Here is a 19,843-nt window from a genome sequence, read left to right as displayed (position 1 = left end):
TCACGGGGGCGGTGACCCCCGTGGTACAGGGTTCAACGGCGCAGGGGGATCCGGCGCCAGAGGCGGGGCCACAAGGCCAGCAACAGCAGCAGAGGAGAAGTGCTGCCGCCGCCCCCCTCATCTTGCTCAAGGGGGATGATGCCGGTGTTGGGCAAGGCTTCATCCTTGCTGCAGCGAGCCCCTACCTGCTGGGCGACCCGCCAGCTGCGCAGTTGGCCGCTCTCCTCTGGTTTGGTGTCGTTGATTTCCAAGAGCCAGCGGCCGGCGAGTGGTTCGCCGTGCAGCTTATCCAGCGATTCGAACGGTACTAATTCATGGGGGTACTCACCTTTCAGCCGGGTATGGTTGGCAAAGCCCTTGTTCCACAGGCTGATCCGGGTGCCGTAAGGGGAGGTGAGCCAGATCTCCAGCTGCTCCAGCTTGCTGTGCTCCAGATCGAGTGCCACAGAGAAGCCGTTATCGATGGTTGCGTTACTTTCGGGCAGGGTGAGCGTGAACCGGGAGAGCCCATGGCGCACATCACTTGCTGCATCCTTGATCTGGCCCCCCTGACCGATGGCCCGCTGCCAGCGTGGTTCGCCGATCGGCAGTTGCAGATCGAGGCGGGTCTGGCGTTCGGTGGGGCTGGGCAGGGTGAGCTGGAACTGCAGCGGCAAGGTGACTGCCTCACCACAGGTAAGGTTGCTGGCCGCTTCCAGTGGCAGGATCCAGCGACCGCTGCCATCCGTTTTGAGCTCTCCCTGCCAGTGGCCATCCGCGATGATCCCCTTGGTCGGCAGCAGGCTTGCCTCCGCCACGGTCAGCAGGCGACCGCTCTGGTTGGTTAGTTCGATGGCGAGGCTCTTTTTCTCCCCGGGCAGCAGGTAGCTGTCATCGGCAAGGCGGGCCGCGATGGGGGTGGGCAGCAGGGCGTGGTGGCGGAAGGCCTGCTCCAGCAGCTTGCCATAGCTGCGCTCCGGATAGAGGCGGTTGGCGGTATCCACGGTGACCCGCGCCAGCTGGGGCATCCGCACCTCTGGGCCGAGGCCGAAGTGGGATTCAATCAGCAGGATATCGAACTCGTCACGGGCTACCTCGCCATACTGTTCAACGGCCTGGCGCAGCGCGGTGAAGAGCGGGGTGCCCCACAGCTGGTCGCCGTTGCTGCCGTTGATGGTGAGGTGAGCCGGATAGAGGAAGCCCGGGTGATAGCGCGCCCGCAGATCATCGAGCTGACGGGGCGTCCGGCCGCTGATCCTGGCATCCCAGTTGAAGACCATGAAAGGCTCGAACTGACGGGCTTCGGGACTACGCTGGCGCCAGCTGGCGGCCAGATAGTCGCTAAAGCCCTCGCCGATGGCCCCCCAGTCCCCCTCGTCTCCCATGTCGGGCAGGATATGGTGCTGCACCGCATGGCCAAACTCGTGCCAGATCACCATGGGATCTTCTGCATCGGGCACCCCGACCCGGCCAATCTCCAACCGGCGCAGGAAGGGGTCATAGAGGGAGTTATCCTGGGTCCCTGCGTCGGTATCGATGGTAATGGGGCCGCCCATCAGCGTCGGGTAGCCAAGGGATTCCACATGGCGTTGGGCCAGATCCAGATGATAGTAAGCGTTGATATCGAGGAAAGCCGCTTGTTGATGATCCAGCTGGAAGCCCTCGGGACTGTTGCTGACAAAGGGGGCCGTATCAGGTGCCGTGCCGTTGACCACGCGGGCGCGGGGGCCACTCAGTTGGTAAACCCCTGCTTCCTTGGTGACCGGTAACGACACGGTGCGATAGGCCCCGTTGTCCAGCACCAGATCATGGCGCCACAGCAGGTTGCCATCTTGCAGCTGGGTGCGGGGGTCGAGGGCAAAGACACGGGCCTGCACCGTGGCCGCTTCCCCTGCCAGCGGGACCGCTTCGGCACGGGTGTTGGCCTCTTGCAGTGTGCGCCCCAGCAAGGCGCTGCCATCGCAGGTGACAAACAGCTGCCAGTGGCTGCTTTTGCTGTTGTCCGGCTGGCTTTCCACCGCCAGCAGGCGCCAGGCGGGGGTCAGGGTGTCGCCATTCAGCCAGTACCAGGGCTGGGCCTCGTCGCTGCCGGCGAATTGCCACACAGTACCATCCAGCGTGGCGGTATAGGCATCCACCCCGGCGCGGCTTGTTTCCTCACAAGGGGCAGCGGTGCTGCCTGGCTGGCGGGTATTGTGATAGAGACGCCAGGGGCGACCCTGATCATCGAGACTGACCGCGGCCATCAGACCGGCAATCGGTGCGCCATTGAGCTGTTGGCGATAATGCAGATAGTGTCCCAGCTTGCTTTGGCGCTGATAAGCCGGGTCATTACTCAGGGTGACGCCGAGCTGCTGTTCGAGCCAGAGGCGGGGATCGGCCGGGGCGTCCTGTTCGACAAAACGCAGTTCGGCGGCCTCGGTGGCAAAGCCAGCCAGCCCCAGCAAGAGGGCGGGCAACAGGGGTTTCATAGTGGTACTCCCAATCAATGGCTGGATCATTGGTTGATCCCCGCCAGGTGCAACAAGAAGGCAAATTCACGAGCCCGATCACCACCACCGGCGCGGTGGCCTCCCTCCAGCTCGGTTAGCAGCAGATAGGGACCGGAGCCGGTGCTGTGCTCCCGCAGGCGGGCCAGCCACTTGACCGGCTCCCAGTAGGGCACCTGACTGTCATGCAAGGCAGTGGTGACCAGCAGGGGCGGATAGGGGGCGCGGTGCAGGTTGTCGTAGGGGCTGATGCGGCGCATCGCCTGATATTCGGCGGGCTTGGCCGGATTGCCCCACTCCTGATACTCCTGACGGGTCAAGGGGAGGGCGGGATCGCTCATGGTGCCGAGCATATCGACGAAGGGAACCTGCAACACGGCGCCGCTAAAGAGGGTCGGTTGCTGGTTGAGGGCTGCAGCAACCAGCGTGCCTCCCGCGCTGCCCCCCATGGCAAACAGGGGCAGGGGGGCTGAGTCGGGCGACCAGTGGCGCAGGGTGTTACCGGCGGCGATAAAGTCGCTGATGCCGTTCTGCTTGTGGATGCCGCGGCCATCGCGGGTCCACTGCTCCCCCAACATGCCGCCGCCGCGCACATGGGCGATGGCGTAGACAAAGCCCCGATCCAGCAGGCTTAACAGCTCTTTCTGATAGTAGGGGCGCATCGGCGTGCCATAGGCGCCATAGCCGTAGAGCAGTACGGCGCGGGGGGCCAGATCCTTGCGCCACACCAGCGAGACAGGCACCCGGGTGCCATCGGCAGAGGTGATCCAGCGCCGCTCGCTCTGATAGGGCTCTGCCTTGTCGTCACCGGTGTGCCGGTCGTTGATCCACTGGCCGCTGTTTAAATCCAGCCAGCGTTGGCCGGGGGGCTGGCTCAAGCCCTGACTGCGCACCAGAATACGGTCGCTGGCCGGGTCATGTTCTCCTTGCAGCCAGCCGGTACCGGCGCCACTGGCCAGCGGCAGGCGCTGGCGTTCATGGCCGTTGCGATCGAGCAGGGCGAGCCAATCCTCCCCCTGCTGGCGAAACTGCACCACCAGATGGCGATCAAACAGTCGCCACTTCTCGGGATCGCCGAGATCCTCCTCTTTGGCGGGCCACAGGCGCTGCCACTCACCGAGCGGCGTGCTGGCTGAGTAGAGGGCAAACGCCCCCTCCCGGTTGCTCTTGATCACCCAGCCGGATTGGCTGTCGAGATAATATTCCACCCCGCGTTGGCGGGGTTTGACCTGCTGCGGCTTGCCCGAGTCGAGCAGGTACTGATCCGAGCTGTCGTGGTTGTTGCCCTGCAACACCAGATGCTGGCCATCCGTGGTGCGATAGAGGCTGAGCAGCCAGGCGGGATCCTGCTCCTCATAGAGGGTCTGCTCCTGGCCATCCTGCCAGCCGCGCAGCTGCCAGGGGCGCAGGGTGTCGCGCTCGTTGGCGATGGTATAGAGGGTGCGACCATCTTGTGACCAGGCGAGATCAGCGCTGCGCTGCGCCAAACTGGCCAGCGCCGTGCCGCTCTGGAGATCGAGCAGGGTGATCTGATAGTCGAGATCGCCGCGCCTGTCTTCGGCGATGGCCAGGGTGCGGTTATCCGGGCTCAGGGCCCAGCCACCCGCGTCGTAATAGCCCTCACCCGCTCTGGCGGGAAGTCGTTGTTGTACCTTGCTCCCGTGGCGTTGCCAGAGTGAGCCATCCGCGCGCAGTTGCCATGCCTGATCGCCGCGGACAAGCCAGTTGTCCGGTACGGCTTCACCTGCCGGATGACGGGCAAACTCGGCCCGCAAGGTTGCTTCCAGCGGCTGCTGGGCGGCGAGTTGCTGCTCGCTCCAGCGATTTTGCTGCTTGAGCAGGTCGAGTATGGCCGGGTTGCTGCGGCTCTCGTCCCGTAACCAGAAGTAGGGATCCTGACGTACGGGATTGCCTGAAATCAGGTGTGGCTGGGACGGGATGGGCGGTGGCAGGGCCTCTTGCCCCCATGCCAACGGGGCGGCCAACAGGGCCGCCATGATTGCATGATGTTTCATCACATCCCCACGAAACGGTAGCTGAGGCTGGCGGACAGGTAGCGGCCACTCTGGCTGTAGAGGGAGGTGTCGCTGCCAGCCGGCAGTCCGGCTACATCCTGATAGCGGACATAGCGGGTATCGAGCAGGTTGCCGATGGTGGCATTGACCTTGAGCGCCTCGGTGATCTGCCAGTCGCCGGTGAGATCCAGGCTGAACCAGCCCGCGCTGCTCTGGCAGGCGCCGCTGTAGCCAGTCTGCCCATTGGCGCACTGGGGCACCTTGGTCATGGCGGCGGCATAGTTGCCACTGAGCTCAACCCCCCAGTCGAGCTGTTGCCAGCGCAGGGTGGTGTTGCCCTCCAGCGGTGTCTGGGTGCGCAGCGGTTCGCCGCGGTGATCCTTGCCATCCATCCAGGCCAGATTGGTCGACAGTTCCCACTCGTCGCTCAGCCAGAGGCTGGTGGCCAGTTCGGCGCCCCAGGTTTCTGCTTTGGCGACGTTGCGATACTGGCGCAGGAAGACACCGTCATCGAGGCGAAAACCGATCTGGCGCCAGTCGATGAAGTTGTAGTAGCGGTTGTAGAAAACGGCCGGTTTGACGCTCCAGTTGTCGCTTTGGCCATTCACTCCCCACTCCAGGCTGTGGCTGGTCTCCTCCTTGAGGTTGGGGTTGGCAATGATCTCGAACGGCGGCATGGCAAAGTAGTGAGGAATGTTGCCGTACACCTGGTCGTAAGCGGGGGCGCGGAAGCCGTTGGCATAGCTGAGCCAGCTGCGCCATGTTTCGTTGAAGCGGTAACTGGCCGCCACACTGGGGGAGAGGTGGTCGCTGTGGTTCTCGGCCAGATTGCTGTCCGGTGCGCGCAGGTGCTGGCGGTCAAAGCGCAGGGTCGGGGTAAACTGCCAGCTGCCCAGATCGATCACATCGCTTAGCCAGATGCCATCGCGGCGGGTCTCTGCCTTGCTGAAGGGGGCCTTCTGTCCCTGGGTGGTGATGCCATTCTCCAGGGTCAGATTGCTCACCGGCCGCTCGTGGTTTGCCTGCTCCAGCTCCACACCGTAGCTGAAGGTGTGATCCAGCGAGCCGGTGGTCAGCTTGCTCTGCAACTCCAGCTCACTGCCAAGGCGCAGCTCCTCGAATGTAGAGAGGGTGCGCTGGCTGCGATATCTGGGATAACCGCTCAGGGCATCGTTGCGCAGCAGCTGGCGCTGGTTGGCTTCGTTGCGTGACTGGTTGCCAAACAGGCTCCAGTTGAGGGTATCGATCATGCCCAGATCGTTGGCTTCCCAGCTGAACTTGCCGCCCTGGGTGCGCTGCTCACCATCTTCCTGAAAACCGACCACGTCCCAGCTGCCATCGGGTTGGGGTACCGCCTTTGGGCCCATCTGCCGTTTGGCGTGATCCTCGTAGTAGTCCAGCTCCAGCCTCAGAGCGTGATGGGCATTGAGGGGGAAGCGGCTGCTGGTGGAGGCACTCATACCATTCAGATCAGCCGGAATACGGTTCTCCTCAAAGTTGGCGGTTTCGTTGCCGCGCCAGCCGGAGAGGCGCAACAGATGTTCGCTCTCCAGCGCCCGTACCGCGCCGGTCATGCTGAGCTTCTTCTTGTTGCTGTCGCCCCCGTAGAGGGTCTTGGCCGCCAGATAGCTATCCTGCTGTTGCAGATAATCTTCCGGTTGCTTGGTATTCATCACCACGGTGCCGCCGATGGCATCGGAGCCATGCAGGGAGGAGCCGGCCCCCTTGGCCACCTCAATCTGCTTGATGTCATCGAGATCGAAGTTAAAGCGACCCACCTTGTCATTGATGTTGTCGGCGCCAAAGCCATCGCTGACGCGCACTCCATCCTTGATCAGCAGGATGCGGTTGCCACCGATGCCGCGCACGCTGATGTTCTGCGGTCGCCCGGCAGAGCCGGTGACCGAGACCCCTGGGATCTTGCGAAACACATGGGTCAGCTCGCTGGCGACCTGACGGTCCAGCTCTTCCTGGGTGATAACGGTGATGGAGCCGGAAACATCGGAGAGTTTCTGTTGTACCCGTTGCCCGGTGACAATGATGGTGTCGTCGCTGCGCGCCTTCTCCACAGGGGGAAGATCGGCCGCGCCAGCGGAGGCACACAGGAGTGCCGGCCATGCCTGAAGCAGTTTGTTCATAATGATAATTGTTTTTATTTAAGCCTGAGGAGCGGCATTATTGCAGAGGCCCGACCACTTGACAATGAATGGAAATCGTTATCATTAAGATTTTATGGTGTTGATATTACTGACTTATTTGTTTTTAAAGGGGCTGCCACCCAAGGTGGCTGGAGAGGCGCAGGGTTTGCGCAGTTGCAGCGACTCTTTTGCTGCTTTGCTTGTGAGAGAGGGGGATATCGATCCGGATATTGGCCTGATGATGTTCGGGGGGGCATTGGCAACCCGGGCTGGTAGCCACTTCTGGTGCTGCTGACAGCGATCACGATAAGACGTGCTGACAGCCAGTTCAATGTGTGTCAGCTTGAAAGCAAAAAACCATCAGGGTTTTGCAAGATAGGGTGGCAAGAGCGTAGATGAGCAGCAGTGCCTGGCTCGGCACAGATGTTTTGTTTTTCAGATAGCAAAAAACCGACCCTGAGGTCGGTTTTTCTAGATTTGGCGGTGAGGGACGGATTCGAACCCTCACTTTTGTATATCACAGCACAAATATAATCTTTATATTCAATGGCTTACGATAATAATGTCGTTCATAAAAGCAGCGCAATTGACTCACGCTATTGCCATGAGATTTTTACATCTTTTATAAATAGAAACTCTGGAATGTCAAAAACATGAACATGCTTTCTGACTATCGGAATAATTTTGTCGTTTCCTCTAAATGACAAATCGACTCACGTTCTCGTGAACTCCTACTTTGCGTTAACGCCCGTAACACCGGAAAATTTGTAGCGAAGCGGAAAATTGTTCCGAGTGCTTGCGCTTGTTATACGTAATCTTCACCATCATCTTCATGTCCAAATCCAGCCCAAAGAGGATGTTTGCCAATAATCTTTGGATGATACTATGCTTTCTCCAATTTATCTTCGGCATTGTGACTTGGATGATTTGGGTTTAGCGCTTTAAACCCAATAGATTCAAGGCTCTCAACAATGTCATCATGCTTATATTCTTTACCAAGTAATTCCATGTCTACAGCAACAACTAGTTCAGATTCTGCGCGAGTTAACGCGACATAGACCATATTCCAAGTCTTGTTGTATTTAGTTACGCCATCTTGCATCAAGTACTTGAAAATCGCTGGCGTTAAGACTAAGACACACACCTTCGACTCTAAGCCCTTAGTTCTTTGGATACTGCTGATTGTGTACCTGGCTGAATTATCCTTGGATGAACTGAATTGCTCTGCTGTTCGACAAAGCTTCTTGAACAGTTCTTTCTCGTAGGGAATCTCTAGCTTACTAATAAATTTTCGTATTGATGTGTTGTTATCATTGCTGGATAACAAGGAGGAAAAATAGCGCTGCAATGCGTATATGACCACGTCTTCTTCGTATTCCGGGAATTCCTTCATAAGGCGTTCTTCTACTTCTGGATCGAACTCTGGTAGTGATCCCGCCTGCTTGGTTGAGTAGTTACCCTCTTTTCTGAAAATACTAACTAAGCTTCCATTCTCAATGTGATGACAGAGAACTTGGTCGTAATGGTCATCTTCTGAAGTGACGTATGTTAGGCGTCCTTCAACTTCAGACAAACTAGTTTGCTCTTGGCCTTTGGGGCAGAAGGTGTTTGAGAGGTCAAGAATTCTCTGTGGAACCCTACGAGAAGTCGTTATATTCGGTAGTACTTTAAATTTTTCGTTGGTTTTGTTCGCAGCTAACCAGTCTTTGAAAGATTTTGGATAATCTATTGCCTGCTTGGGGTCTCCCACCATGTAGATACCAACCGAATTCTCGCCAATTTGTTGAAAAGCCTTAAGAGCAATTGCATCAAGATCCTGAGCTTCGTCGAGAAAAATTTTATCAATTGCACTACTTAGTAGTTTGTGAACCTTCCTGACTTTGGACTTCTTCTTCAGGCTGCTGTGTTTAGAGTAGTTTTCATCCACAACCCTCCATGCAGCGGCATATGTTTCGTCAACGTGTATAATACCCTTCTTCTTTAGCCTGCTGATGGTATTCGCAGATTCTCGTTTCTTTTGTTCGTCAGTCTTTCCTGGAGGGAAATTTGAATACGTTTTGCAGCGAGAGGAATTTACATGCACTTCATTTAAAACGAACGGCGAGTAAGGGTAAATGATCTCATTCAGTAGAAACTTGTGAACGGTGCAAACCACAATATTATCAGGTAAGTATCCGAGTTGTTTTATGATTGCTTTGGATATATTCTTCGCTGCGTTGTTGGTATAAGTGATAGCAAAGATCTTCTTATATGATGAAGCATCATAATGCTTGATGATCTTCTCAGCTAGGCCATGAGTCTTACCTGCGCCAGCTCCGGCTATTTGAACCTCAATCATTTCATGAAATCCAAGGCTTCTTGAATGTGCTTGGGTAGCTTGATCGGATTTTTGTTTTCTTCATCTAAGATGGAGTCAGCTATCTTGAGCATCCTTTCGGCTTTACTCTTTTTCAGAAACGCAGCCATTTCATCAGAGGTTTGGCACTGCTTATTAAACAGTGTGTTTAAGCGGTCAAGGTTCCCATCCGCCTCTGCAAGATCATCTTCGAGCGTATATTTGGTAGTGGTTCTTACTCGAATATTGTCGTTATCGGTATCGTATTTTTCATGGATTTTCTTGGTAGTGTCATTCTCATCATAATCTCGAATGATACTTAGTCTCTTCTTAGTATTACCTTTATTGACTTGTAACCAGACGTCCATGAATGTTGTAAAGCCTGTTTGCTCAATAGATATTACGTCAAGACTGCTTACGTTTTTATTGTCACGGTAGAGTATAGCGTTGATCAGCATTTCTTCGGTGGTACCTTCAACGAGCACGGTCTTGTTGCTCAGCAAGAGCTTGAGTATGTCAAAGTTTGGTCGTTTACGAAGGTAGTTAGTGAGATTCTTATTACTATCAGTTAGGTGGATGGCAGCATTTCCAGATACAACGATCACGTTGGTTAGCTCAAGTTTATTTATGACCTGTGGGCTATGGGAGCTAATTAACGTTTGAAGAGGTAATCCCCCCGAAAAACTGGGGTGCTCATAAGTAGAATTTTCTCGTATCTTGAACGCAGGAGGTTCTACATGAAAACATCACGCTTTAGCGATGCCCAAATCATCGCCATTCTCAAGCAAGCCGAGTCCGGTTCACCCGTCCCCGAGCTGTGCCGTGAGCATGGCATCAGCTCCGCCACTTTCTACAAGTGGCGCTCCAAATTCGGTGGCATGGATGCCTCCCTCATGGCTCGCCTCAAAGAGCTGGAAGAGGAAAATCGTCGCCTCAAGAAAATGTATGCCGAGGAGCGCCTCAAGGCCGAGATCATCGCCGAGGCCATGGCAAAAAAGTGGTAACGCCATCTGCCCGCAGGGAGATGGCTACCAAAGCGATTTCACACTTTGCCATCTCAATCAGGCTAGCCTGCAACATCTTCAAGGTCAGCGAAGGCTGTTATCGCTATCAACCCGTGCTTGCCGATGAAAACCTGCTTATTGCGGATTGGTTGCTGCGTATCACCGACAGCCAGCGTAATTGGGGCTTTGGCCTCTGCTTCCTCTATCTACGCAATGTCAAAGGGTTTGGCTGGAACCATAAGCGGGTCTACCGGATTTATCGGGAGCTTGAACTGAACATGCGGATCAAACCCAAGAAGCGATTGGTGCGTGAAAAGCCGGACGCATTGGCCGTGCCAGACAAGCCCAATCAGTGCTGGTCGATGGATTTTATGCATGACCAGCTCAGTGATGGTCGGTCGGTGCGACTGTTTAATGTGATCGATGACTTTAATCGCGAGGCGCTGTGCATAGAGGTTGATTTTTCATTGCCTGCCTCGCGGGTCAAGCGAGCCCTGGAGCAGGTGATCGAGTGGCGTGGCAAACCAGCGATGATCCGGTGTGATAATGGCCCGGAATATATCAGCGAGGAGCTCAAGGAGTGGGCGATGAAACAGGGGCTCACCTTGGGGTATATCCAACCTGGCAATCCCCAGCAGAACGCGTACATAGAGCGGTTTAACAGAACGGTGCGTTACGATTGGTTGGCTCATCACCTGTTTGGCACACTGGAGGAACTACAAGAATTTGCAACGCAATGGCTGTGGGTTTATAACCATGAACGGCCCAATATGGCGCTAGATGGCTACACACCGAAACAGCATCTGGCAAAGGCTGCATGACCTCTACTTTTGAATGCTCCTAAAAATGGGGGGATTACCAAGAGACGAACCTCCTTTTTGTGTGCTCTTATATATAAAGTCGGTTGCGAAGCGGAGGTTGTTCACGCTTAGATGTGCTTCAGGTTCTTCGATACAGCAAAGGTTGAGTGCGTTCTTGTTGCCTTTGAAAAATTCAAATAACAGATAGATATATACGAGGTTACGATAGCCAAGGCCACGCTGATATAGGTAGCTCTCACCAGATTTCAAAGTGATGTTGGATAAGATACTCTTTAAATTTGGCAGGTTGGGGATACATTCAAGTTTGTCGACGATTTCGTCGAAGAAGTTCTCAAAGTCTGGGTCAGGAGTAACGATCTTCTCGAATGCCTCGGTGTTTTCTATGGCGTCAAAGAATGACGTGTACGCACTGTTAATTTTGGCCTTGTCTGAATCCAAAAGTGACGAAATCAGCATTTTGGTCAGAATGTCGTTTGATTTCTGAGTATTACTCTCTGCAAAGTCGTCGCGCTCGGCGTTGATCGAGTTGATCGATATCAGTCTTAGATCAGAGTAGCTAACTTTTAACCCATTATTGCTTTGCGTTACGTCGTAGTCGTACAGCTCGATTGGCAGGTTGAACCACCGAGTCTCTTTAATGTCCTTGATGCCTTCGAGCAGCTCCTTGGCTGTCTTTAAAAAGTGCCCTACATCTTTGGGTCTGAAGTCGTAGCGAACCTTATAGCTATCGTCGGCTTCCTCTCCAATTATCCACTTTCCAACAACGCCTTCTTCAATTATGTTCTTTGGCTCAGTGAACTCGATCTCAATACGAACCTTTGGAATCAAAGCTTTGATTTCATCATCTTCTTTGTCGTCGATTATAGCTTGGTAAAAGTCTTTTATAGCTTCCCGATTGATATCTGATACTGAGAGACGTTTCTTATTGAAGCTAATATCGTTGTTGTTAAGAGGCAGGGTAAGTGCGCTAAAAAGGTTGGTTTTGCCTGCTTCATTTTCACCAATAATTAGGCTTAGCGGTGAAAGTTTAATCTCAAACTTTTTGAAGGCTCGGTAGTTTTCAATTTCGACCGTACGAATGTACATTTATATTCCATATGGTTATTGTTTAAGATCATCTTCACAAAGCGTCCTTACCAAGGAAATTAGGACATCCTCGTTAAGCGTAGCGCCGTTCATATTCCATCGGGCTTACTACTTCCACCGTATAATGCCAGGCTCACCAAGAAAATTTTTGATGGCGGCTTTAATGCGTGTTTTTTCATAAAAGGTGACAGCGGAAATTTTTCCGGTGCAGCCGATTATTAGGGCACACATGCGCGCATGCTTATTGATGTATGCAATTGTGTTTTCAAAGTGCTGTAAATCAGTAACTGATTTACATTGCCGCCCACCCCAAAAATGCTCAGCGTTAATTTCTTTCAAAGCTGGAAATTCTTTCCGCAGAACAAATGAGGCGTAACCAAAAAGCCTTTGGGCTATCTGGCTTGGCGAATCAAGAGACTCGATTAAAAAGTGCACATGGTCATTATCCACGGCCAATGCATGAATTTTCCATCCAAGTTCTTCCGACTTTTCCGCAATCAATTGTTCTAGGCGCACAGCAACAGAATCATTTAAAACAGCCATCCTGTACTTTGGTGAGGCATGAAAATGGTAGCTGTTGTTATAACCTGGAACGCCGCCTTCAATTTTTAATGCCATAGATAATCCTTAATATTACTCGGCCCTAACAGTGATTAGATAGAAGGCGGTACTAATCCGTTAACAGAGCCTTCCGTATAACTCCGCTTTGCCTTGATAGTCGCCACGGAAAAAATAAAATTAAATAAAAACATTACCAGTATTCATCTGATAATTGATCGGAAATGATAGGGGTCAGGTCTTTCATTTTGACTTTGGCAAAAAATCCTTACCACCTTCGGACGTGCGCACTACCCAAATCTATACCCACGTGCTCCAGCAGGGGGCGAACGGAGTTCGCAGCCCACTCTCCGACCTCTAGGTAAAACGACCGCACGCTGGCTCACCGCCCCAGTCCAGAGACCTTGGACACCCATCCTTTGGGTTCTGGCTGTGCTGCGCCTTGCTCAGAAATGTGGGTGTCCCAGATTTTGCTTCCCAGATTTTGGTGCTCGCTTACCTATCTCATCAGGCAAGGCTACCGCCCCTGAGTTACAGCCCTCAGCTCGCTGCTGTTAACCAACCTGGTGTCACGAATCGCTCCCATGACGCTTCCCTGAGAGATGGATTTTCGTTTGGCTATCTTATGGGAGTAGATCGAGAGATGGAAAGAGGATATTGATAAAAACATGAGCAGGCTCAATCAATTAGTGAGCGACTGCCGTGTTAAACTGGCAGTTTGGTTAGCAGGGGATACGGATATTTCCCTCACCCAGCCCCTTTGCTACAGGGAGAGGGAAATAAAGAAGGTTCTCCGATCCAAAGATCGGATAGTTGCAAACACTCTGGGGTGGTCAAAATTGGGCGCTAAAAACCCCGGAAACCTGGTCATTTTTTGCGCTTATCAACATTTACCTTTCCGAGATTGTTTGCTGCGCAGGCTGGCAAACAGTTGGGCCAGTTGAGGACGATGCCAGCGCACTCGCTCCTCATCCGCCCGTTTGTTCGGTCTTTTACCTGTCGTCAGCCCATCGAAAGGGTTACGACTGCAATAGTCCAGTGCCACGCACCAACGGAAGAACTGTTTCAGGGCGGCGAGGTAATCCCCTTTGGTTTTGAAACTGATGTCGCTCTTGCGCAGCAAGATGTTGCGATACTCCTGCGCCGGGTCGGTGCCACCTCATTGATCTTGATCCGTTCGGCCAGGTGACAAACGCGTTACTCCTAAGTCGGAGCTGGCCCACCGACCTATGCTGGATCCCCTCACTGGTTTTAGTCTCGATGAATCTCGCCAATGCGTGGCTGAGCGTGATCCCACTGCTGGGACAAGCTGAGGCATCAACAGAAAGTTCACGAGGTGTGGAAGGTGTTTGAGGAGGGAGGATGAACCCCGCTGCCTTGAACGCGTCAAGATCGGCGCGGATCCAGCGATAGAAACTGCGAGGGGAAGTATCAGCAGGGGTAGCCGCGATCAGTGCGCGAGTGCGAGCTGCCACAGCCAGGTTTCGGTCTACAGCGAGCTGCCTATCTTTGGTGCAAAGGGAAGTACGGATAGCGAAGGGCAAGCCAGGGTCACGTAGTGACTTAGGCAGCGGGAGACGAGTGTAGTAGGTGCCGGAGGCATTTTTACTCAGATACATGATTGTTCCACCCAGTTGATCCAGGAAAAAAATCACGTAAGTCTAGAAATGAAAAAAACCCGTTGAAATTCAACGGGTTATATTTGGCGGTGAGGGAGGGATTCGAACCCTCGATACGTTGCCGTATACACACTTTCCAGGCGTGCTCCTTCAGCCACTCGGACACCTCACCAAATTTTTTCTTCTTTGAAGTGGCTTTCGGAGCACGCCATGCGTGCTTTTTTACCGACTTCATCGGTGGGCAGCCACTCGGACACCTCACCAAATTTTTGTCTGTGGTTTAACGTGTTCAGCCAACACGGTGTTCGCTGCGCTGTTGCGCTGGAACGGGGCGTAATTTAGGGGAAAGGGCTGTGTGGGTCAACCTCTTTTCCCCTTATTTTTCATAATCTTTCCCGAATGCCTAACTCTTGCGCAGAGTGCCGGTTTTTTAAACCGGATCAGGGTTTGTCGAGAATGATCAGACTGTCCGGCAACTCGTTTTGATCCCGGGTGGCCGGGAAGGCGTCGGTCAGAATGGCGCTAACGCGCTCCACGCACTCCAGAAAACCCTGTTCGATCTCCTTGTTGCGCACGCGCGCCACGAAGTCGTCGATGATCTCCTGCCACTGGCCATTGTCGATATGCTGGGCGATGCCATCATCTACCAGTATTTCTACATAGTGCTCGGCGGCCGAGACGAAGATCAGCACCCCGAGCCGGTCGCGGGTGCGGTGCAGCCCCTGCTCGACAAATTGCAGGCGAGCCATCAGGGCCGCCCGGTGCTGGCGCACCTTCTTCGGGATCAGCCGCATCTTGATGGGGGTCCAGTGGAACAGCAGGCTCAGCAGCAGCCAGACCGACCACTGCACCAGCAGGATTTCGTACCAACCGAGCCAGAAGCCGAGCTGGAACACCAGCAGCGGGGTGAGCATCGCCAGCAGCGCCGCCCAGAGGGTGGGAATGTAGCGATAGCCATCGCTGGCCGGGGCCAGCACGGTGACCAGTTCAGCATCAGTCTCTAGCTCCGCTTCGCGCACCTTGGCCTGCAGCGTGTGGAAGAACTGTTTAGAAATCATGATTTGTCTCTTTACTCCTGTTACCAGCCACCGGAGGCTCCGCCGCCGCCAAAACTGCCGCCGCCACCGCTAAAGCTACCACCTGACGTGCCGCTGTCTCTACTGCCACTGTAATAGCGACTGGAGTGGCTGCTGTTACTCCCGAACTTGCCTTGTAACCGTCTCTGTAATCGTATCGCGATGATCCACAGGAACGGCACAATGATGATCCAGATGATGAACATCATGGCGCCGTTGTTACGCTCAACTGTGTTTCGGGGCTGATACTCCCCAGCCAGGGCCTTCATGATGCTCTGGCTGCCCGCCATGATCCCGGCCACCATATCGCCGCGCTTGAAGGCGGGCAGGATGCGGCCATGGATGATGTTGGCGGCGATGGCGTCGGGCAGGGCGCCTTCCAATCCATAGCCCACCTCGATGCGCACCTTGCGCTCATCCTGGGCGATCAGCAACAGCACGCCATTGTTTTTGCCTTTCTGGCCGATCCCCCAGTGGCGACCGAGCTGGTAGCCGTACTCCTCGATAGTCTCCCCACCGAGGCTGTCGACGGAGACCACCACCAGCTGGATGCCGCTGCGCTTTTCAAAGGCGGCCAGCTGTTGGGTCAGTTGATGGGCCTGTTTGCGGGACATCAGACTGGCTTCATCCACCACCCGTCCGCTCAGGGCCGGAAAGTTCGGCGCGGCCTGCAGCGCTGTCGTCCAGATCAGCAGACAGGGAAGAAACCAGCGCAGCATCATCTTCATTGGAAGCTGACCTTGGGCGCCTCATCGGCACCGGGTTTGGCACTGAAACTGGGTTTGGCTTCCAGATCCGAGTAGAGCAACTTGGACCAGATGACGCCGGGGAAGGTGCGGATCTCGGTATTAAACTGGCGCACCGCCTCGATATAGTCGCGGCGGGCCACCGAGATGCGGTTCTCGGTTCCTTCCAGCTGGGCCTGCAGGGCAAGGAACTGCTGATCCGCTTTCAGCTCGGGGTAGCGTTCTACCACTACCATCAGGCGGGAGAGGGCGCTGGAGAGCTGGTTTTGCGCCGCTTCAAACTCCTTGAGCTGGGCAGGATCGCTCACCTGCACGCTGCCGACCCGGGCACGGGCATCGGTGACCGCCTTGAGGGTCTCCTGTTCATGGCTGGCGTACCCCTTGACGGTTGCCACCAGATTGGGAATGAGATCGGCGCGGCGCTGATACTGGTTCTCCACCTGTCCCCAGCTCGCCTTGACCTGCTCATCCAGGGTCGGAATGTTGTTCATGCCGCAGCCGGTCAGGCTGAGCAGCAGGGTCAGGGTCAACAGGCTCTGCGTGGTTCTGCGCCAGAGTGATGTGGCCATCTTGTTGTTCTCCTTTGGTATATCGAGTCGATAGTGCGCCATTGATGGTGTACGACCAAGCGTGCATCACCATACCAGCTTGGGGTCAGTTGCCACAACGCGCAGGTAGCGCGGGTCGCTTGTTGATGCCGGAGACCTTGGGCAGCTGGGGCTTGTCCTTGAGCCAGGAGGCCAACTCCTCCCCACAGCCGTTACCGGGTGGGATGGGGGGTTGCGGCTCGCAATCCGGGCTGCCGACCGGGCAGTGCAACCGCACGTGAAAGTGGCTGAAGTGGCCCACCCAGGGGCGCAGTTTGGCCACCCAGGGTTCGTTACCAGCCTGCTGGCAGACTGCGGATTTGATCACCGGATTGACAAAAATCCGGGCCACCTCGGGCTTGCTGGCCGCCAGCCGCAGCAGGGTGAGCTGCTGGGGGCCAAAGCGACCCGGCAACATCTTGTAGCTGGGTTCGTCGATCAGTGCCCACTCCTTGGGGGCATCCTGCTCCCACTTGCTGATGGGGCGGTCGGCCATGCGAAACCAGATATCGGCATCGAGTCCGGTCTGGTGGCTGCGATGACCGGAGGTAAAGGGGCCACCATGGGCCATCGCCAGATCGGCAATGTAGAGATCCGGTAGCCCGGCCATGCGGGTCTGATTGGCCAGCGCCTGCAGGTAGTGGATAAGGTCGGGGTGACCGTAGTAGCGCAGCCGCTTGGTGCGGATCACCTGATAACCCGGCCCTTCCAGTGGCAATGCCATGCCGTTTTGCAGGCAACCGGCGGCATAACCGCCGATGGCTTCCGCTTGCAACACGGTTGCCAGTAACAGAGACGTCAGCATCAATGCACTCCTTTTCTCGCCTCGAGTCGGCTCAGTAGCACGAACAGACTCAAACATATCAATAAATAGGCAGTGGCCACCAGCAGCCAGATCTCGTAGACCAGCCCGCTGGAGTTGGCCATCTCGGTACCAACGAAGGTGAGCTCCTGTACCGAGATAAGGGAAACGATGGCGGTATCCTTCACCAGCGCAATGAGCTGGCCGGTGAGGGGGGGCAGCATCAACAGCATGGCTTGCGGCAGGATCACATGGCGCAGGCGCACCCAGGGGGAGAGCCCGAGGCTCTGCGCTGCCTCCCACTGGCCGCGAGGGATAGCAGCCAGCCCGGCGCGGACTATCTCGGCGACGAAGGCGGCGCTGATCATCCCGACACAAAGGGTGCCCGAGATGAGGTTTTCCCAGCGGGCTGGTGGGCCAAACAGCGCGGCTTGCCACGGGGAGAGTGATACGGTGCCGAGCCAGCGGGAGAGGCCGCTCGCAGGCAGCAGCTGGTTGGCGATAAAGAAGTAGAAGATGAAGATAAAAACCAGTGGCGGCAGATTGCGGATCAGCTGAATAAACAGGGTTGCGGGCATCACCAGCCAGGGGCGGCGGCTGAAGGCGGCTACCCCCAGCGCAGTGCCGAGCAGCAGCGCCAGTACCATGCCCAGCAGGGCGATGCGCAAAGTGGTCAGCAGACCGCTGAAAAAGTAGGGCAACTCGCCGTGAGGGCCAGGGGTGAACAGCAGCTCGAAGGCCTCATGCCAGCGCCACTGATAGGCCACCCCGATGTGCAAGCGGCTGGCCAGCCAGAGGCCTGCCAGCAGCAGGATCAGGGCGATCGCCCCATCCAGCCAGTTGATACGCCGACATGGCTTCTGGACGATGCGCCGGATGGTCTCTTTTAGAGCAATCAGCATCAGGGGTTGGCGACCTGCGCTTCCCACGCCAGCGACTTGAACCAGTAGTCATGGCGCGCCTTGAGCCAGCCATCGGCCTGACGGGCGGCGATCCACTCGTTGAACAGTTCGGCCAGGGCATCATCCCCCTTGCGCAGGGCAAACCCTTCACTCCCCTCTGCCAGCGGTTTGGCAAACGGCATAAAGAGGGCATCCGGGTGGCGCAGCGCTTCTTGTTCGGGTTTCGGGGAAGAGGAGAGGGCGCCGTGGGCGCGGCCGTTCAGCACCTCCTGAAATACCTGTGACTCGTCATCGAACTGGCGCAGGGTGGCCTTGGGGAAGTGCGCTTTGGCCACCTGTACCGGTGAGGCGCCACGGCGTACCGCCAGGATCACCCCGCGCTGGTTGAAGTCCGCCACGGTTTTTTTCTCTTTAGCCATGGCGCTGGAGGCGGCCAGTTGCACCCCGGAGTGGGAGTAGGCCTGGGTGAAGCGCACGCTCTTCTCCCGCTCGGGGGTAATGGTGAGGCCGCCGATGATGACGTCATACTTTTTCGCCAACAGGGAGGGGATGATGCCATCCCAGGCGGTGGGGACGAACTCCACCTGCCAGCCGTTGTCGATGGCAAGGCGATGGGCCACGTCAATCTCGAAACCGATCAGGGCACCCTGCTTGTCCCGCATCGCCCAGGGGGCGAAGGTGGACATGCCGACCCGCAGGGTGCCGCTCTGCTCGATCTGCGCCTGGGTATCGGAGGGAGAGGTTTGCGCCAGTGCCGGAGTGAGCAGGCTTGTCAGCAGCAGGGCAGCGCCCAAGAGGGGGGTCTTGAATGACAGATTCATGGTTAGCGTCCTTGTTGATCCGGATCCAGGTGACGGGCCAGCGCCCGCGAACAGGCTGATAACGTCAGGGTTAACAGCAAATAGAGGGCAGCTACGGTAAACCACACCTCAAAGGTCAGAAACGTATCGGCAACCAGAGTACGCCCTTCGTTGGTCAGATCGAAGATGGCGATCACACTCACCAGCGCCGAGTGTTTGATAAGGGAGACCAGCTCGTTGGTCAGTGGCGGCAAGGTGATACGTACCAGCTGGGGCAGGATCACCTTGCGCAGGGTGATGGTTCGTGACAAGCCAAGGGAGTGGGCCGCCTCCCACTGTCCTTTGGGAATGGCCTGTACGCCTGCACGCAGCACTTCGGCGGTGAAGGCCCCCTGATAGAGGGAGAGGCTCAACACGGCGCAGGCAAGGGGGGCCAATCCCAGCATGGGGCCCAGCAAGAAATAGAGAATATAGAGCTGCACCAACTGGGGCGTGGTGCGCACCAGCGCCAGATAGACGATGGCGAGCCAGGGGGCGAGCCGGGAGGGGAGCAGCCGCAGGCTGACCACGCACACCCCGACCGCCAGGGTGCCCAACAGGCTGAGCAGCGCCACCTGCAAAGTGACCAACAGGCCGTTTAGCAGGGGGCCGGCATAAAAGGTTCCCTCATCCCATTCACCGAGAAAGGGCAACACCCGCGGCCACTGCCACTCATAACCCATCTGGCGAGCGCCGCTATAGAGCGCCCAACCGAGCAACACAGAGAGCATCACAGTGCCTGACAACCAGCCAAGCAGGCGGGGGCGATTGAGACTAGCCATGATAGCTGAGCACCTGTTCGAGGAAGGCCCGGGTGCGCGGGTGCCGGGGGGCGCTGAACAGCTGG

The 19,843-nt window shown here is 56.0% G+C and carries 16 protein-coding genes and 1 tRNA gene; 1 reads left to right on the top strand and 16 read right to left on the bottom strand.

What is annotated here, in order from left to right; translation table 11 throughout:
• Positions 1–32 precede the first annotated feature (32 nt).
• From BN1117_RS12620 to BN1117_RS12595, 5 genes are all read right to left on the bottom strand, one after another.
• A complete protein-coding gene (locus tag BN1117_RS12620) occupies positions 33–2,480 on the bottom strand; it encodes a proprotein convertase P-domain-containing protein (protein WP_082032599.1) in 2,448 nt (815 codons plus the stop codon).
• On the bottom strand, positions 2,477–4,483 hold the full coding sequence (locus tag BN1117_RS12615) for a prolyl oligopeptidase family serine peptidase (protein WP_040097867.1): 2,007 nt from the start codon (positions 4,481–4,483) through the stop codon (positions 2,477–2,479). The genes BN1117_RS12620 and BN1117_RS12615 overlap by 4 nt, the downstream gene beginning before the upstream one ends.
• Positions 4,483–6,621, bottom strand: a complete 2,139-nt coding sequence (locus tag BN1117_RS12610) for a TonB-dependent hemoglobin/transferrin/lactoferrin family receptor (protein ID WP_040097865.1) — start codon at positions 6,619–6,621, stop codon at positions 4,483–4,485. Before BN1117_RS12610 ends, BN1117_RS12615 begins: the two co-directional genes overlap by 1 nt.
• Before the next feature lie 883 nt (positions 6,622–7,504).
• Complete coding sequence (locus BN1117_RS12600) at positions 7,505–8,959, bottom strand: UvrD-helicase domain-containing protein (protein WP_040097862.1); 1,455 nt, start codon at positions 8,957–8,959, stop codon at positions 7,505–7,507.
• Positions 8,956–9,561 carry a TOPRIM nucleotidyl transferase/hydrolase domain-containing protein gene (locus tag BN1117_RS12595; RefSeq protein ID WP_209435242.1) on the bottom strand — a complete coding sequence of 202 codons (606 nt, stop codon included), beginning with the start codon at positions 9,559–9,561 and terminating at the stop codon, positions 8,956–8,958. Before BN1117_RS12595 ends, BN1117_RS12600 begins: the two co-directional genes overlap by 4 nt.
• A gap of 132 nt (positions 9,562–9,693) precedes the next feature.
• On the opposite strand from BN1117_RS12595, the gene BN1117_RS12585 reads away from it, so the two are divergent.
• Positions 9,694–10,781, top strand: a protein-coding gene (locus BN1117_RS12585) for an IS3 family transposase (RefSeq protein ID WP_156129982.1) whose coding sequence is annotated in 2 segments (ribosomal slippage) — positions 9,694–9,946 and positions 9,946–10,781 — 1,089 coding nt in all. Because the reading frame shifts where the segments join, the coding sequence is not laid out codon by codon here.
• A 3-nt stretch (positions 10,782–10,784) separates the two neighbouring features.
• Here the strand turns inward: BN1117_RS12585 and BN1117_RS12580 are convergent.
• The 11 genes from BN1117_RS12580 to BN1117_RS12530 all read right to left on the bottom strand — a co-directional run bounded on the left by BN1117_RS12580 (position 10,785) and on the right by BN1117_RS12530 (position 19,778).
• Positions 10,785–11,867, bottom strand: coding sequence for an AAA family ATPase (locus tag BN1117_RS12580; protein ID WP_209435241.1), 1,083 nt, complete (start codon positions 11,865–11,867; stop codon positions 10,785–10,787).
• 108 nt (positions 11,868–11,975) lie between these two features.
• On the bottom strand, positions 11,976–12,485 hold the full coding sequence (gene tnpA / locus BN1117_RS18760) for an IS200/IS605 family transposase (protein WP_052441516.1): 510 nt from the start codon (positions 12,483–12,485) through the stop codon (positions 11,976–11,978).
• A gap of 823 nt (positions 12,486–13,308) precedes the next feature.
• Entirely contained in the window at positions 13,309–13,548 is a 240-nt protein-coding gene (locus tag BN1117_RS12570; RefSeq protein ID WP_040097854.1) for a hypothetical protein, read from the bottom strand.
• A 580-nt stretch (positions 13,549–14,128) separates the two neighbouring features.
• Positions 14,129–14,216 (bottom strand) — tRNA-Ser (locus BN1117_RS12565).
• Between the two features lie 268 nt (positions 14,217–14,484).
• Positions 14,485–15,102: a TPM domain-containing protein gene (locus BN1117_RS12560; RefSeq protein ID WP_005337196.1), complete on the bottom strand. Its 618-nt coding sequence runs from the start codon at positions 15,100–15,102 to the stop codon at positions 14,485–14,487.
• A gap of 20 nt (positions 15,103–15,122) precedes the next feature.
• Positions 15,123–15,848, bottom strand: a complete 726-nt coding sequence (locus BN1117_RS12555; protein ID WP_040097852.1) for a TPM domain-containing protein — start codon at positions 15,846–15,848, stop codon at positions 15,123–15,125.
• A complete protein-coding gene (locus BN1117_RS12550) occupies positions 15,845–16,435 on the bottom strand; it encodes a LemA family protein (RefSeq protein ID WP_005351129.1) in 591 nt (196 codons plus the stop codon). Before BN1117_RS12550 ends, BN1117_RS12555 begins: the two co-directional genes overlap by 4 nt.
• Positions 16,436–16,520: 85 nt before the next feature.
• Positions 16,521–17,258, bottom strand: a complete 738-nt coding sequence (gene mepA / locus BN1117_RS12545; RefSeq protein WP_040097850.1) for a penicillin-insensitive murein endopeptidase — start codon at positions 17,256–17,258, stop codon at positions 16,521–16,523.
• Positions 17,258–18,157 (bottom strand): amino acid ABC transporter permease, encoded by a 900-nt coding sequence (locus BN1117_RS12540; protein ID WP_052441514.1) that lies wholly within the window; start codon positions 18,155–18,157, stop codon positions 17,258–17,260. Before BN1117_RS12540 ends, mepA begins: the two co-directional genes overlap by 1 nt.
• A complete protein-coding gene (locus BN1117_RS12535) occupies positions 18,157–18,978 on the bottom strand; it encodes a transporter substrate-binding domain-containing protein (protein WP_040097848.1) in 822 nt (273 codons plus the stop codon). The genes BN1117_RS12540 and BN1117_RS12535 overlap by 1 nt, the downstream gene beginning before the upstream one ends.
• Positions 18,979–18,980: 2 nt before the next feature.
• Positions 18,981–19,778, bottom strand: a complete 798-nt coding sequence (locus BN1117_RS12530; RefSeq protein ID WP_040097847.1) for an amino acid ABC transporter permease — start codon at positions 19,776–19,778, stop codon at positions 18,981–18,983.
• Between the last annotated feature and the right edge of the window lie 65 nt (positions 19,779–19,843).

This window comes from Aeromonas australiensis, from assembly GCF_000819725.1.
Lineage (GTDB): Bacteria > Pseudomonadota > Gammaproteobacteria > Enterobacterales > Aeromonadaceae > Aeromonas > Aeromonas australiensis.
The sequence above is the reverse complement of the archived record's forward strand: the minus strand, read 5'-3'. Positions and strand labels throughout refer to the sequence as shown.